The 12,763-nt window shown below is 58.6% G+C and carries 21 protein-coding genes and 1 tRNA gene; 8 read left to right on the forward strand and 14 right to left on the reverse strand.

Annotated elements, in window-relative coordinates; genetic code table 11:
• Positions 1–22 precede the first annotated feature (22 nt).
• The 6 genes from rplT (at position 23) to PspS49_RS10310 (ending at position 4,719) form a co-directional block, all read left to right on the forward strand.
• Complete coding sequence (gene rplT, locus PspS49_RS10285; RefSeq protein WP_007913489.1) at positions 23–379, forward strand: 50S ribosomal protein L20; 357 nt, start codon at positions 23–25, stop codon at positions 377–379.
• A 109-nt stretch (positions 380–488) separates the two neighbouring features.
• On the forward strand, positions 489–1,505 hold the full coding sequence (gene pheS / locus PspS49_RS10290; RefSeq protein WP_003226365.1) for a phenylalanine--tRNA ligase subunit alpha: 1,017 nt from the start codon (positions 489–491) through the stop codon (positions 1,503–1,505).
• A gap of 26 nt (positions 1,506–1,531) precedes the next feature.
• On the forward strand, positions 1,532–3,910 hold the full coding sequence (pheT, locus tag PspS49_RS10295; protein ID WP_150751552.1) for a phenylalanine--tRNA ligase subunit beta: 2,379 nt from the start codon (positions 1,532–1,534) through the stop codon (positions 3,908–3,910).
• A 3-nt stretch (positions 3,911–3,913) separates the two neighbouring features.
• Complete coding sequence (gene ihfA / locus PspS49_RS10300; protein WP_002553164.1) at positions 3,914–4,216, forward strand: integration host factor subunit alpha; 303 nt, start codon at positions 3,914–3,916, stop codon at positions 4,214–4,216.
• A complete protein-coding gene (locus PspS49_RS10305) occupies positions 4,197–4,553 on the forward strand; it encodes a MerR family transcriptional regulator (protein WP_003179985.1) in 357 nt (118 codons plus the stop codon). Before ihfA ends, PspS49_RS10305 begins: the two co-directional genes overlap by 20 nt.
• Positions 4,554–4,642: 89 nt before the next feature.
• Positions 4,643–4,719 (forward strand) — tRNA-Pro (locus PspS49_RS10310).
• 89 nt (positions 4,720–4,808) lie between these two features.
• Here the strand turns inward: PspS49_RS10310 and PspS49_RS10315 are convergent.
• From PspS49_RS10315 to PspS49_RS10370, 12 genes are all read right to left on the reverse strand, one after another.
• Positions 4,809–5,921, reverse strand: a complete 1,113-nt coding sequence (locus tag PspS49_RS10315) for a tyrosine-type recombinase/integrase (protein ID WP_095047631.1) — start codon at positions 5,919–5,921, stop codon at positions 4,809–4,811.
• The gene (locus tag PspS49_RS10320; protein WP_072392567.1) at positions 5,921–6,133 is read right to left on the reverse strand and encodes a hypothetical protein; all 213 of its coding nucleotides are present in this window, start codon (positions 6,131–6,133) and stop codon (positions 5,921–5,923) included. The genes PspS49_RS10315 and PspS49_RS10320 overlap by 1 nt, the downstream gene beginning before the upstream one ends.
• A 44-nt stretch (positions 6,134–6,177) precedes the next feature.
• A complete protein-coding gene (locus tag PspS49_RS10325) occupies positions 6,178–6,465 on the reverse strand; it encodes a hypothetical protein (protein WP_160039066.1) in 288 nt (95 codons plus the stop codon).
• 39 nt (positions 6,466–6,504) lie between these two features.
• Positions 6,505–6,753: a hypothetical protein gene (locus PspS49_RS10330; protein WP_160039068.1), complete on the reverse strand. Its 249-nt coding sequence runs from the start codon at positions 6,751–6,753 to the stop codon at positions 6,505–6,507.
• Between the two features lie 51 nt (positions 6,754–6,804).
• Entirely contained in the window at positions 6,805–7,113 is a 309-nt protein-coding gene (locus tag PspS49_RS10335) for a hypothetical protein (protein ID WP_160039070.1), read from the reverse strand.
• A gap of 9 nt (positions 7,114–7,122) precedes the next feature.
• Positions 7,123–7,443 (reverse strand): hypothetical protein, encoded by a 321-nt coding sequence (locus PspS49_RS10340; RefSeq protein WP_160039072.1) that lies wholly within the window; start codon positions 7,441–7,443, stop codon positions 7,123–7,125.
• 198 nt (positions 7,444–7,641) lie between these two features.
• Entirely contained in the window at positions 7,642–8,016 is a 375-nt protein-coding gene (locus PspS49_RS10345) for a hypothetical protein (protein WP_160039074.1), read from the reverse strand.
• A gap of 73 nt (positions 8,017–8,089) precedes the next feature.
• Entirely contained in the window at positions 8,090–8,530 is a 441-nt protein-coding gene (locus PspS49_RS10350) for a hypothetical protein (RefSeq protein WP_160039076.1), read from the reverse strand.
• The gene (locus PspS49_RS10355) at positions 8,527–8,850 is read right to left on the reverse strand and encodes a hypothetical protein (protein ID WP_160039078.1); all 324 of its coding nucleotides are present in this window, start codon (positions 8,848–8,850) and stop codon (positions 8,527–8,529) included. The genes PspS49_RS10350 and PspS49_RS10355 overlap by 4 nt, the downstream gene beginning before the upstream one ends.
• 84 nt (positions 8,851–8,934) lie before the next feature.
• Positions 8,935–9,402, reverse strand: coding sequence for a hypothetical protein (locus PspS49_RS10360; protein WP_160039080.1), 468 nt, complete (start codon positions 9,400–9,402; stop codon positions 8,935–8,937).
• A gap of 14 nt (positions 9,403–9,416) precedes the next feature.
• Positions 9,417–10,004: a hypothetical protein gene (locus PspS49_RS10365; RefSeq protein WP_160039082.1), complete on the reverse strand. Its 588-nt coding sequence runs from the start codon at positions 10,002–10,004 to the stop codon at positions 9,417–9,419.
• Positions 10,001–10,642 carry a hypothetical protein gene (locus PspS49_RS10370; protein WP_160039084.1) on the reverse strand — a complete coding sequence of 214 codons (642 nt, stop codon included), beginning with the start codon at positions 10,640–10,642 and terminating at the stop codon, positions 10,001–10,003. Before PspS49_RS10370 ends, PspS49_RS10365 begins: the two co-directional genes overlap by 4 nt.
• Before the next feature lie 116 nt (positions 10,643–10,758).
• On the opposite strand from PspS49_RS10370, the gene PspS49_RS10375 reads away from it, so the two are divergent.
• Positions 10,759–10,920 carry a hypothetical protein gene (locus PspS49_RS10375; protein WP_160039086.1) on the forward strand — a complete coding sequence of 54 codons (162 nt, stop codon included), beginning with the start codon at positions 10,759–10,761 and terminating at the stop codon, positions 10,918–10,920.
• On the opposite strand, the gene PspS49_RS10380 is transcribed toward PspS49_RS10375, so the two are convergent.
• On the reverse strand, positions 10,917–11,786 hold the full coding sequence (locus PspS49_RS10380; RefSeq protein ID WP_160039088.1) for a hypothetical protein: 870 nt from the start codon (positions 11,784–11,786) through the stop codon (positions 10,917–10,919). The two genes, PspS49_RS10375 and PspS49_RS10380, sit on opposite strands and share 4 nt — an antisense overlap.
• Before the next feature lie 97 nt (positions 11,787–11,883).
• Between PspS49_RS10380 and PspS49_RS10385 the strand changes: the two genes are divergently transcribed.
• Complete coding sequence (locus tag PspS49_RS10385; protein WP_160039090.1) at positions 11,884–12,300, forward strand: hypothetical protein; 417 nt, start codon at positions 11,884–11,886, stop codon at positions 12,298–12,300.
• A 28-nt stretch (positions 12,301–12,328) separates the two neighbouring features.
• Here the strand turns inward: PspS49_RS10385 and PspS49_RS10390 are convergent, their stop codons facing one another.
• Positions 12,329–12,691 carry a hypothetical protein gene (locus PspS49_RS10390; RefSeq protein ID WP_160039092.1) on the reverse strand — a complete coding sequence of 121 codons (363 nt, stop codon included), beginning with the start codon at positions 12,689–12,691 and terminating at the stop codon, positions 12,329–12,331.
• Positions 12,692–12,763: the final 72 nt, after the last annotated feature.

Below are 12,763 nucleotides of genomic sequence, written 5' to 3' on the forward strand. Positions count from 1 at the left end.
TCAAGAATAGAGGAAGTAACTCATGGCTCGTGTAAAGCGTGGCGTCATTGCCCGTAAGCGTCACAAAAAAATTCTGAAACTTGCTAAAGGCTACTACGGCGCACGCTCCCGCGTATTCCGTGTTGCCAAGCAAGCGGTAATCAAGGCAGGCCAATACGCCTACCGTGACCGTCGTCAGAAAAAACGTCAGTTCCGCGCTCTGTGGATCGCTCGTATCAATGCTGGTGCTCGTGTTAACGGTCTGTCCTACAGCCGTTTCATCGCTGGCCTGAAAAAAGCGTCCATCGAGATCGACCGTAAGGTTCTGGCTGATCTGGCAGTGAACGAAAAAGCGGTGTTTGCTGCGATTGTCGAGAAAGCTAAAGCCACCTTGGCTTAAGTACCCCCGACAATCACCCGGCCTCACTTCCGTGGGGCCAGGTGGTAAACGTCTTAAATAGGGGAAGAGCCTTCAAGCTCTTCCCCTATTTTGTATCTGGAGTCTGTACATGGAAAACCTGGATGCGCTGGTCTCTCAAGCACTAGAGGCTGTGCAAAGCGCTGAAGATATCAATGCCCTGGAGCAAATCCGGGTTCAATACCTTGGCAAAAAGGGTGAATTGACTCAGGTGATGAAGACCCTGGGGAATTTGCCGGCAGAAGAGCGTCCGCAAGTCGGCGCCCTGATCAACGTTGCCAAGGAACGTGTCACAGGCGTTCTCAATGCGCGCATGGCCCTGTTTGAAGAAGCCGAACTGGCTGCCAAACTGTCCGCCGAATCCATTGACGTGACGTTGCCGGGCCGTGGCCAGACCTCCGGTGGTCTGCATCCGGTGACCCGGACTCTGGAACGTGTAGAGCAGTTCTTCACCCGCATCGGTTACGGCATTGCCGAAGGCCCTGAGGTCGAAGACGACTATCACAACTTTGAAGCGCTCAACATCCCAGGCCATCACCCGGCCCGGTCGATGCATGACACCTTCTATTTCAACGCCAACATGTTGCTGCGCACCCATACCTCGCCGGTCCAGGTCCGCACCATGGAATCGAAGCAGCCGCCGATCCGCATCGTCTGCCCAGGCCGCGTGTATCGCAGTGACTCCGATATCACCCACTCGCCGATGTTCCACCAGGTCGAAGGCCTGCTGGTTGATCGCGACATCAATTTTGCCGATCTCAAAGGCACCATCGAAGAATTCCTGCGGGTGTTCTTCGAAAAAGAGCTGGCCGTACGTTTCCGTCCTTCGTACTTCCCGTTCACCGAACCATCCGCTGAAGTTGATATGGAATGCGTGATGTGCAGCGGTAAAGGCTGCCGCGTCTGCAAGCAAACCGGCTGGCTGGAAGTGATGGGCTGCGGCATGGTTCACCCGAACGTGCTGCGCATGTCCGGCATCGATCCGGAAGAGTTCTCCGGTTTTGCCTTCGGCATGGGCGTCGAGCGTCTGGCCATGCTCCGTTACGGCGTGAACGACTTGCGTCTGTTCTTCGACAACGACTTGCGGTTCCTCGCGCAATTTCGCTAGTCGTAACGAATTCTTAGGAGAGCAGGATGAAATTCAGTGAACAATGGCTGCGTGGCTGGGTTAGCCCGCAGGTAAATCGCGACGAGCTGGTTGCTCGTCTGTCGATGGCTGGCCTTGAGGTCGATAGCGTGACCCCGGCCGCCGGTGTTTTCAGCGGCGTGGTCGTGGGCGAGGTGCTGAGCACCGAGCAACACCCTGATGCCGACAAGTTGCGCGTATGCCAGGTCAGCAATGGCGCGGAAACCTTTCAGGTCGTGTGCGGAGCGCCAAACGTGCGTCCGGGCCTGAAGATTCCGTTCGCCATGATCGGTGCTGAACTGCCGGGCGATTTCAAAATCAAGAAAGCCAAACTGCGCGGCGTTGAGTCCAACGGCATGCTCTGCTCGCAATCCGAGCTGCAGGTCGGTGAAGGCAATGACGGTCTGATGGAACTGCCGGCCGATGCGCCGGTGGGCGAAGATTTCCGTGTGTACCTTGATCTGGAAGACGCCAGCATCGAGGTCGACCTGACCCCGAACCGCGGCGACTGCCTGTCCCTGGCCGGTCTGGCCCGTGAAGTCGGCGCGCTGTACGACGCGCCGGTTACCCGTCCGGTGGTCATGACCATTCCTGCCGTGCACGATGAAGTGCGTTCGGTGGAAGTGTTGGCTCCAGCGGCATGCCCGCGTTACCTGGGCCGTGTCATCCGCAACGTTGACCTGTCCAAGCCGACGCCGCTGTGGATGGTTGAGCGTCTGCGTCGCGCTGACGTACGCAGCATCGACGCTGCCGTCGACATCACCAACTACGTGATGCTCGAACTGGGCCAGCCGCTGCACGCCTTCGATCTCGCCGAAATCAACGGCGGCATTCGTGTGCGCATGGCGGAAGAGGGCGAGAAGCTGGTGCTGCTCGACGGTCAGGAAGTCAGCCTGCGTAGCGATACGCTGGTCATCGCTGACCACACCCGCGCGCTGGCGATTGCCGGTGTCATGGGTGGCGAGCACAGCGGTGTGTCCGCGACCACTCGCGACGTATTCCTGGAGAGTGCGTTCTTCGACCAGATCGCTGTCGCTGGCAAGGCTCGTTCTTATGGCCTGCACACCGATGCGTCGCACCGTTACGAGCGTGGCGTTGACTGGCAACTGGCCCGTGAAGCCATGGAGCGCGCCACTGGCCTGCTGCTGGAAATCACTGGTGGTGAAGCCGGCCCGATCATCGAGACCGTCAGCGAGCAGCATCTGCCGTCGATCGCACCGATCACCCTGCGTTCCCAGCGCATTACCCAGATGCTCGGTATGGAAATGGACTCCGCCCAAGTCGAGCGTCTGCTCAGCGGCCTGGGTCTTGGCATTGCTGCTGACGGTGAAGGCCAGTGGCGCGTAGAAGTGCCAAGCCATCGCTTCGACATCAGCCTGGAAGTCGATCTGATCGAAGAACTGGCCCGTCTGTACGGCTACAACCGTCTGCCGGTTCGTTACCCGCAAGCGCGTCTGGCGCCGCAAGCCAAGGCTGAAGCGCGTAGCGATCTGCCGGAGCTACGTCGTCTGTTGGTGGCGCGTGGTTATCAGGAAGCGATCACTTACAGCTTCATCGATCCGCGTCAGTTCGAACTGTTCAACCCGGGCGTCGAGCCGTTGCTGCTGGCCAATCCGATTTCCAATGACATGGCTGCCATGCGTTCGTCGCTGTGGCCGGGTCTGGTCAAAGCGCTGCAGCACAACCTCAACCGTCAGCAAGATCGCGTGCGTCTGTTCGAAAGCGGTCTGCGTTTCGTCGGTCAACTCGAAGGCCTGAAGCAAGAGCCGATGCTGTCCGGTGTGGTTTGCGGTAGCCGTCTGCCGGAAGGCTGGGCGCAAGGTCGCGACACGGTCGACTTCTTCGACGTCAAAGCTGACGTTGAGGCTGTGCTGGGCTTCGCCGGTGCGCTGGATTCCTTCACTTTCGCACCGGGCAAACACCCTGCGTTGCACCCGGGTCAAACCGCGCGCATCGAGCGCGAAGGGCGTGAAGTCGGTTTCATCGGCGCCATCCACCCGGAATTGTCGAAAGCCCTGGGTCTGGATCGTCCAGTCTTCGTTTTCGAGCTGGTTCTGGCTGAAGTGGCACTCGGTAAAATGCCGAAATTCCACGAGTTGTCGCGCTTTCCTGAAGTGCGTCGTGACCTTGCACTGATTGCGCACAAAGACGTCGCGTCCGCAGCCGTACTGGACGTAATCCGTGAAAATGCAGGCGAATGGCTCACAGATCTCAGGCTGTTTGACGTGTATCAGGGTAAAGGTATTGATCCTGATAGAAAAAGCCTTGCAGTTGGCTTGACCTGGCAGCATCCATCGCGCACTCTTAATGACGATGAGGTGAATTCGACGACGCAAAATATCCTCACCTCGCTCGAACAAAGGTTGAACGCCACGTTAAGGAAGTGACGTATGGGGGCTTTGACGAAAGCTGAGATGGCGGAACGTCTGTATGAAGAGCTGGGCCTGAACAAGCGGGAAGCCAAGGAATTGGTCGAACTGTTTTTCGAGGAAATCAGGCACGCTCTTGAAGACAACGAGCAGGTCAAATTGTCCGGTTTCGGCAATTTCGACCTTCGGGACAAACGCCAGCGGCCTGGCCGCAACCCGAAAACGGGGGAAGAAATCCCGATCACGGCTCGCCGTGTGGTCACCTTTCGTCCAGGGCAGAAGTTGAAGGCCCGAGTTGAGGCTTATGCTGGAACCAAGTCATAACGACGAACTACCCGTCATCCCGGGCAAACGCTACTTCACCATCGGTGAAGTCAGCGAGCTGTGTGCCGTAAAGCCACACGTGCTGCGCTACTGGGAGCAGGAGTTTCCTCAGCTCAACCCCGTCAAACGCCGCGGAAACCGCCGGTATTATCAGCGCCAGGACGTGCTGATGATCCGGCAGATCCGCGCGCTCCTTTACGATCAAGGTTTCACCATCGGCGGCGCACGCTTGCGTCTGTCCGGCGATGAAGCCAAAGACGACACGACCCAATACAAGCAGATGATTCGGCAGATGATTGCCGAGTTGGAAGATGTACTGGTGGTGCTCAAGAAATAAAAAGCAGCGTTTGAATACTTCCAGTTTTCAAAAGCTTGCGCTATATTCTTGAGCGTTCTTCGAGGTGAAGAACGAGTTGCAGAACCAGTCGGGGCGTAGCGCAGTCCGGTAGCGCACTAGCATGGGGTGCTAGGGGTCGAGTGTTCGAATCACTCCGTCCCGACCATAATTCCTGATTAAAATCAGACACTTAAGCCGATCAGATGGATCGGCTTTTTTGTGTCTGCGCAAAACCCGCGCAAAACTTGCGCAAAACTACCCGGTGAATTCGCTGATATTGAGGTCTGGAATTGCTTCAGACCAGACGATTTCGGCGTGATCCTTCTGGTAGTTTTTGGTCATGCTCTCACTGGCATGTCCGGCGATTTTCTGCCCGTCCTTTCCGGCTTTCTGATACAGGTGCAACGACAGCGCCCGCACTTCATGGAAGCCCGGCATTTCCTCTTCTTTCCATCCCTTATAGCAACCCGCCGCCTCCCGAGCCTTTTTAAAGGCTCCGGTCAAATATCGTTCTTCGACCTTTGTCCAGTGTTCCTTCGTCAGTGCCTGTTTCTGCTTTTTGCGGTCAGGTCTGCGGTGGATCAGGTAAGGCGAGACGATGTCATCGCGGCACCGGCTGATGACCGCCTGGAGCTCGTCGGTCACTTTGAACCGGATCCACGCCGCATCACTGGCCTTGGCCGTCTTTTGCTGTACCACATACAAACAGCCTTCCCGAACACCATCGAATCGCATGTTGAGGATATCGGTTCGACGCTGCGCAGTGATCAGCGCCAGGTCGATTGCGTTCTGCAGCCACGGCGGAGACTTCTCTCGGATGGATTTCAGGCCTTCAACGGTATGCCGCTTGCGCTGCTTCTTCTCGATCCGGTTGATGGTGCTGCCCGCCGGGTTGTCCGGGCACAGGCCCTTAGCCGCTGCGTGGTTGAAGATGTCGATCAGCAGGGCGCGGCACTGGTTGGCAGTGCGCGGCGTGAGGGCGTCCAGCATCTCCGCAATCATACGAATCGTGATCTGGTCGACCGCTTTACCTTCGAACTGCTTCCGGAAACGTCGGAAGTGAACGGCATATAGGCCCAAGGTTCCTTTCGCCAGTTCGCGCGGCGGCAGCACGTCGCGTTCGTATGCGTCCAGGAAGCCGGCGAATGACTCGGAAGTGCTGCCCATCACTGCGCCAATCAGGTCGGCGCCGCGCATGAACTCCAGATTCAGCTGCTTCGCCGCATCGATCGCTTTGATTCGGTCCGAGCCGAACTGGAACCACTTACCGTCGGTAGGCCGGCGGTAGCGATAGGTCGAGCGCCGCGAATCGAAGTACAGGTTCTGCGGAAGGCTCTTGTTCGCCTTGTTGCGCGGCCGTGGGACCATCATGCAGCTCCTTTCAATACCATCGCGACCAGGTCATTGCCGTCTGACCTGCTGAACGCCGTCCAATCAACGTACCAGAGTTTCCCGATCTGCTCGCCGGGTACCTGGCCATTGCGGATGTAGTTGCGGATTGCCTGGGGGCACGGAGGCGTGCCGTTCTCGCCCCAGCGCCGGCGCTGGAACTCACTGATCTTGATCAGCTCTTTTCTCATTGTGATGCTCCATGCCGCGCGTGGCGGCAGAAGGTGGTGAGGGGTTACGCGCCGGCCTTGGCCAGCACTGCGTCGGCAATCTCCATTGCTGCCTGGGCATCGTTCACATAGGCAGGGTCGAAGCCGCCGCACAGGTGGATGGTCGCTTGGCAGGCGCGCAGGTTCTCGCGGTTGAGCTTCAGTGCCGCTTTCAGCTCTTCCACCAGCGCCACTGACTGCCGGTGAAGTTCGACGTCGACCGGTGTTGCACCTCTGTGCCCTTCGGGATCGAGTTTTTCAATTCGGTTTTGCAGGCGGGCCAGCAGTGGTCGGTTATCAAGTGCATTGCTCACGGGGATTCCTCGTAATGGCGGCAGAAGGTGGTGAGGGGGTTATGCCGGCAGCAAGCCTTTCGCTTTTGCTTCTGCCCGGCACTGCTCGCGAAACTCTCGAGCTTTTTCGATTGCTTGCTGTTTGCTGGCGGCCTTCCAGGTCGGGCCGACTTGGATGAACTTGCCGCGCAGCTTGCCGCACCAGTGCTTCACGAAGTCGCCGTTCTCGATCTGGCAGATGGTGCCGGCGGATGCTTTCGGCGCCGTCGCGTAATCCACCAGCTTCTGGTCGTACGTTAATTCAGGCATGCGAATTCCTCGCCCGCCGTACACCGGCAGGCTGTTGAGTTGGGGGAGGGGTTAGTAGCGGTCGAAGAAGTTGCCGCCGCGCCTGACGAATGGGGTAGTCGCCATTTTCTGCGCGGCGTATCCCGCCTGTCGCAGACAGACCTGTTGGTGGTCGGCATAGCCGGTGTGCAGAACCTCGTCACCGGTAGCGCTGCTCAGGACAATCATTGCTGCCAGCGGCTCGCGCTCAACTTCGTTGCCTTCGATGTGCGCGGCTATGGTGCGGAACCAGTCGGCGAGCTTTTTGCGTTGCGCCTGGTTCAGCTCGACCTTCCTGTTGTGCAGTCTGGCGCGCGCCGGAAATTCGAAGATCTCAGCCATAGCGAATCCTCAGTTGTTGGTTATGAGTTCGGCGGGGACCTTCACGGTGGCGCCGCGCTTGGCGAAGACCATGGCGCGGAACACTGCGATGGTTCGGGTTTCGCCGGGCTGGCGATTGAACGGGTCGTTCGTGATGTCGGCCAGCCATGGGTGCCGGTGGCCAACATCGACCCAGACGCCGTACTTCGTGATCAGTTGCTCGGCGTCGGGCAGGGCGAAGAGTTGCAACTGACCGGTGTCGGGCTGCTGATCACCCTCGATCGCGTTGATTGCCCAGTCCAGCGCCGGGCCGGTCAGTTCCTCGGTGCGGACGCTGACCATGTGGTTCATCTCTCGCGCCTCTGGAAGTCAGTGCAGCGCACGATCACCTTCTGTCCGTCGTTCGAAAGCGGCGGCATGGTGGTGAAGGGAAGGTGGCTGCAATTTCGGTGGGCGTGGGTGCAGGTGGCGCACATGCCGCCCTTGGGTTGATGGTTCATCGCCACGGCCCTCGGTAGATGTGCTGGAGCATGAACAGGGTGGCGAGGATCATAGAAGGTGCGCTCCTGCTTCAAGCAGGCCGTCGCGGTCTTCGCGCAGGTTGTCGCGTTCAGCCTTGAGCTGGTCGCGCTCTGTGATCAAAGCCTTGATGGCTGTCGAGATATTCCGGTGGCCGAGGGTAATGGTGATGGCCTGGGCTTCGTCGAACAGCTTGACCTTCTGGTCTCGGTCGTCCGCTGCTCGCGCGGCCAGCTCTTTTTCGTGGATCTTGAGGCAGCGCTTGCAGGTGACGTACCGCCAGTCATTGGTGAGCTGCTCGTCGGACATGTCGCCGTCGGTGCCGCAGTACACGTCCTCTGGTGGATCCTGATCAGCCTCGGTGCCGCCGTCCCACGGGTAAAGGTGAATCGCTCGTTTGCTCATCCGATCACCGCCTTTATGGTCAGTACCAATGGAAGCAAGAAGAAGAGGGTGCCGCCGAGTAAGCACTTGGTGATCATGGCTGCGCTGCCTTGATGTGGGAGTCGACCCATTTGCGCATCCGCTGCCAGCGCAACTCCGGTGTTTCCGCGACCAGCTTGTAACGGCCATCTGCTTGCAGCTCATACTCACCGTCGCGCTCGTCATTCTCGAAAACAATCTCCGCAGCCATGGCCTCGGCGATTCCGAAGGCCTGCGAAACGCTTTCTCGGCAATGCGAGTCGATGCCCGTCATGTCGAGACCGCGCTTGGCACCAAGCACGCCGAGTGTGCAGAACTGGCCGTCAGCCTCGAGCGTGTCTGTGACCAGTCGCTTTTCCGGCATTGCGTCCATTGCATCGCGCAACTCGATGAGGAACGCTTGGCCGCGCTTCCCGTTCAGCGCCGACTTCACGGCGCCCCGCCAGCAGATCAAATCCCATCCGCCGCAATCGTCGCTGTATCCGCTGCGGCTCATGGCGTCACCTCACGGCGTGCCCACCAGCAGACCGGGCCATCGTCGGTGTCGTGGATTGACAGACAGAACCAGTCTTCGCCATCTGGACGATCCGGTTCCCAATAGCTGCAATTCGGATCATGGGAGTCGAAGTAGCGCTCCGAGATCTCGTCCGGCGCGTCCTCAATGCTGGTCATCTTCACGACCAGGCGCTGCTCGGCGAGCCACTTCTTGCACTTCTCGCCATCACCTTCATCAAATGGCGGCAGTTCCGGGTGCCAGAACATGCCGTTTTCATCGCGCACAAACGGCACCGGCTGAATCAGTTTTATAGTTTCCATGGGCGAGCTCGTCCTTGCCGCTATAGCGGCTGACTTTGAAGGGGGAGGGAGTAGTGTGGCTGGTGGAGTACGGATGTACACCTATCATGCAGTGGCGGACTTTTCCGCTTTCTTCTGCTGGCGAGCCCGGTGACGTTCGATTGGTCCATCAGGCAGAGCAGCGATTGCGTTGGCCGCCTTGATGAGCAAATTGCCTTGCTGCTCCAGCGCCTTTGGCACGAAGTGTTTGAAGCGAGAGCCGGCCGGGTAATAAGTGTCGTACGCCATGCGGCTGCACACAGTGGATGCCTCATGGAGGCCATTATTGCGACCGTAGGCAATCAGGCTTTCGCGCTCCTGGTTCAGCTCATCAATCCGCTGATCCGCTGCGTTCAGGCGCTGCTGCAGGGCGTCACGCTCGGCGGTAACCCGGTCGAGCTCTGTGCTGGCGACGAATTTTACTGACGTGTGACCGCATTCGCAGGGCTGCCATACGTCATCCTGGCACCACTCGCGCCCGTCGCCCTGCTCTTGGCAGGCCGGGCCGAGGTAGATCACTTTGAGTTCGCTCACTTCGAATGCCCCATTCAATTGTCGGTACCGGTGTAGGTGCGCCAAGGCACCTTCACGCCGTTTACGAGGAATCCCCAGTCACCGCGCCACTTGCTGGTGATGAATAGGGTGATGACGCCGCCTTCGGATACTTGATCGATGCGGTGGTATTCGCCGTGGTTGAGGCTGGCGGTGTCGCCCTGGTCCCGTTTGATCCACTCGCAGGCGTCTTTCATCACCCAATCAACCCATTTCTGCGCAGGGTTCGAGACCATTCCGGCCAGTACAGCTTTCTTCCATTCAGCGCCGGCGGGCCGCTGCTCTGTGTACCAGCCGCGCAGGATGATGGTCCGGGCGTTCCATGGGTGGTCATGCAGATCCCGATCCTCGTCCGGCCGCATGATGTGGTGAATGCGGAACGACCACGGGCACCACCACAGCGCCGCCTTGTGCGTCTCCCTGCTGTACGGGTTGAACAGCCACCAGCGGCCCATGTACATCTCGGTGCCGTCGGCGGACATGATGTGCTGGTACGGGGTGAGCTTGGCGCGGGCGATGAGCCAGTCGGCGATTGCCGGGCGGGCCAGAAGCTTGGCGACCAGGCGCCAGAAGAGGTTGATCATGCTGCCTCCTGCTGCTGTTCCTGGCGCAGCGCGTGCTGCACCGCTTCAACAACGCGGCGCAGGTAGGTGAATTTGTGGTTCTCTTCGACCGCCTTGCCGTCGAGCGGGTAATGCCATTCATCACCAAACAGTTCTGTCAGTAACCTGCTTTGATGCCAGCACTCGTTAGCGCTCTCTATGCCGCGCAGCTCGTCGATGTCGCGCCAAAGCTCTCGGGCTTCGTCTTTACTCAGCTCACCCAGCTCCCACTCATGGCGCCCTATCTGTTGCCGGCGGCGCTGAACGATGCACTTCTTGGCCAGCGCGTGGAGGGCGTTACCACTGAACACGGTGGAGCTGATCCCGCGATCTAGGCAGTTGAGGATGTAATGCCAATCGCAGTCGGCGACAAACTCCGCGACGGTGCGCGGGCCCATGCCACCCCAGTAGGCGTTCCAGCTGTTGTCCCAGCAGTTGATCGTGATCTTGCCCTGGGCGGTCTGATAGCTCGGGTCGGATTCAGTAGGGCAGTCGCGGCGGCCGAAGTCCTCGAGGAACACGGTAATCGGGTCAAGACGCGGCGCGCCGGTGATCACCAGCTTGGTCACAGTCGAGCGCTCAACCTTCAGCGGTTCGGCCGTTTTGTTTTCTGTGGGCATGAGGCGTCCTATGCCGGGGCATGCCCGGGCGGTGGAGGGTGGTGGCTTAGTTGCCAGCGTTGCGGAAAGAAAAGCGTCGTGACTAATATGGCGAACACCGATAAGAGGCTGCCGTCATGAAAACCGAAGTGAAAAAAATTCACTGCGCCGAGGGCGTTGAAGTTGAGTACGTGAGGATTGTTAAAAGGACTGCCCGTGGCTTTGACGTGGCGTCTATTCTTCTGAGCCGATTCAGCCTTGAGCAACAAGCGGCTTTTCGAGCTGAAGCTTCGAGTTAATCTCCGCAGAAACAATCAATGTCCTCAGCGAGATACTCGAAATCGAAATCTGTCTGCCGGGAGCGCTGCTCGGCAGACCAACCCATCGTTTTGTAGTCCGCGCGATCCTGCCGGAACACCTGGCCGAACCGCTCCTCAGTGCCTGACCACCAGATCACCCGCGACGGGTCATCAATGATGGTCTTGATCAGCTTGCCTTCGTTTTTCTTCCAGCACAGGTCGCAGTTGCCGAAGTCGGAATCCATGCCGAGGTCGAACGGCTGGGACGCCCAGAACGCGCCGACGTCCTCCTTGGTGACACCAGCGGTGTAGGACGGGCAGACGTTGTCCCAGCGGGTGCCGCCGCGATCATTGGCAGCCATCATTCGGTGATAGCGCTTCGGTTCGTCGTACCGGATGCCGACGATGCAATCCCACTCGGTGTAGCCCAGTGCGCGCATGTGCTTCTCGCCGATCTTCACCTTCAGGTACGCGGTGCACATGTTGTTCGAGAAGTTTGGCAGCACCGGAGTCAGGTTCTTTTCGGCCTTCCGGTATGCGGCGTAATACTCGAGCATCATCGTGAAAGGCTCGCCGTTGCGGCTGGCAGTTTCGAAGTCCACCAGCCTGTACCAGGGCGCGTCATCCGGCTGGCCGTACTCGCGGCACCATTCCATCCAGACGATGTTCACGTTCCAGCGCTTCGCAATCTGGTCGATGAAGATCAGCGTTTCCTCGCGCTCTTTGCCAGTGTTCTGGAAGAACAGGTGCACATCAGGCGGGAGGGTGCCGCCGTGTGCTTCGATGATCTTGTAAACCATGTGACCGCTGGTGCGACCACCGCTGATGCCGATCTGGGCCGGGCCGGTGATCAGGTAGGGATTCATAACTGCTCCAGACAGCCGATTGCCTCGCCGGCTGGCGTGATTCGTAGAAGTGGGGTATTTGTGTTCGGCCCGGCATGGAGCCGGTGGGAGAAGCTCAGTGGAAAAAAGTGAAGCCGTCCTCATCATCCGCAATCTTGCGGATTGCCTCAGATCGAAGCCGAACCAGTTCACTTTCAATGTTTCTGCAAAAGCTGTTGGGCAGAGCATCGTCAGCAATGGCGGAATTGGGATGGTTGTAACTGCGACCGGAGGAGCAAGTGGTTCTTCAGTGATTGGCAACAAAATCTCAGTGAGTAGCGCTGATGTTTCGATAGCTGTTGACGGAGCAAATGCCGCAATTGCCCAGCAGATGCAGGGTTTGACTGATTCCCTCGAAGAGATCGCGAAGCAGTTGGAGTCCGTGAATCCAGACACAGGCTACATTCAGAAAGTGCTTAACTCCTTCGGCGAAGCGTGGGTCCCTCCAATTATCACATCCGTTATAAGCACGGTTACCGGTCTGCTTGTGCCCTAGTTACGCAAAAAGCGTATGTCGCTCTTGGTCATTTCGGGGTGTGGATCTCGTCTTCAGTCTCCGGCGGATCGTCGGCGAGCGACTTCATGCCAGCCTCCCTGATCAGTCGCGACACCTTTTCGGTAACTACATAAGGTGTCGTGACACAACGAAGCATCTTGGCCTGAGTTTCGAAGTCGGCGGCGATCAGGTTTCGCAAAAGGTTCTGGTAAACCTCCTGCTGGTTGTTGATGCCGTGCGCTGCCATGACCCGCTTGAGGTCAGGCTTGAACACGCCGGCGATCTCAACCGTAAACTTCTCGACGCCCAATGCAGCGTCCTTTGCTGCAGCCTTCTCGCGCTTCCTGCGCTGCTTCTTGGCTTCCTCCGTCAGTTCCTTTTCCTCGGCCATGGCCTACCTCTTCAATTCCGCTGGCCGGCAAGTCCAGCCAGGTCTGTTTGCGGCGCTGCTGCACCTGTTTGC

It is taken from the genome of Pseudomonas sp. S49 (genome assembly GCF_009866785.1).
Classification (GTDB): Bacteria; Pseudomonadota; Gammaproteobacteria; order Pseudomonadales; family Pseudomonadaceae; genus Aquipseudomonas.

Excerpts from the sequence above, each read along its gene's own strand:
- PspS49_RS10350 (WP_160039076.1), bottom strand. The coding sequence starts at position 8,530 with ATGAGCCGCAGCGGATACAGCGACGATTGCGGCGGATGGGATTTGATC.
- rplT (WP_007913489.1), top strand. The coding sequence starts at position 23 with ATGGCTCGTGTAAAGCGTGGCGTCATTGCCCGTAAGCGTCACAAAAAA.
- pheT (WP_150751552.1), top strand. The coding sequence starts at position 1,532 with ATGAAATTCAGTGAACAATGGCTGCGTGGCTGGGTTAGCCCGCAGGTA.
- PspS49_RS10315 (WP_095047631.1), bottom strand. The coding sequence starts at position 5,921 with ATGGTCCCACGGCCGCGCAACAAGGCGAACAAGAGCCTTCCGCAGAAC.
- PspS49_RS10355 (WP_160039078.1), bottom strand. The coding sequence starts at position 8,850 with ATGGAAACTATAAAACTGATTCAGCCGGTGCCGTTTGTGCGCGATGAA.
- PspS49_RS10335 (WP_160039070.1), bottom strand. The coding sequence starts at position 7,113 with ATGGCTGAGATCTTCGAATTTCCGGCGCGCGCCAGACTGCACAACAGG.
- PspS49_RS10380 (WP_160039088.1), bottom strand. The coding sequence starts at position 11,786 with ATGAATCCCTACCTGATCACCGGCCCGGCCCAGATCGGCATCAGCGGT.
- PspS49_RS10375 (WP_160039086.1), top strand. The coding sequence starts at position 10,759 with ATGAAAACCGAAGTGAAAAAAATTCACTGCGCCGAGGGCGTTGAAGTT.
- PspS49_RS10345 (WP_160039074.1), bottom strand. The coding sequence starts at position 8,016 with ATGAGCAAACGAGCGATTCACCTTTACCCGTGGGACGGCGGCACCGAG.
- ihfA (WP_002553164.1), top strand. The coding sequence starts at position 3,914 with ATGGGGGCTTTGACGAAAGCTGAGATGGCGGAACGTCTGTATGAAGAG.
- PspS49_RS10365 (WP_160039082.1), bottom strand. The coding sequence starts at position 10,004 with ATGATCAACCTCTTCTGGCGCCTGGTCGCCAAGCTTCTGGCCCGCCCG.
- PspS49_RS10330 (WP_160039068.1), bottom strand. The coding sequence starts at position 6,753 with ATGCCTGAATTAACGTACGACCAGAAGCTGGTGGATTACGCGACGGCG.
- PspS49_RS10320 (WP_072392567.1), bottom strand. The coding sequence starts at position 6,133 with ATGAGAAAAGAGCTGATCAAGATCAGTGAGTTCCAGCGCCGGCGCTGG.
- PspS49_RS10370 (WP_160039084.1), bottom strand. The coding sequence starts at position 10,642 with ATGCCCACAGAAAACAAAACGGCCGAACCGCTGAAGGTTGAGCGCTCG.
- pheS (WP_003226365.1), top strand. The coding sequence starts at position 489 with ATGGAAAACCTGGATGCGCTGGTCTCTCAAGCACTAGAGGCTGTGCAA.
- PspS49_RS10340 (WP_160039072.1), bottom strand. The coding sequence starts at position 7,443 with ATGAACCACATGGTCAGCGTCCGCACCGAGGAACTGACCGGCCCGGCG.
- PspS49_RS10305 (WP_003179985.1), top strand. The coding sequence starts at position 4,197 with ATGCTGGAACCAAGTCATAACGACGAACTACCCGTCATCCCGGGCAAA.
- PspS49_RS10390 (WP_160039092.1), bottom strand. The coding sequence starts at position 12,691 with ATGGCCGAGGAAAAGGAACTGACGGAGGAAGCCAAGAAGCAGCGCAGG.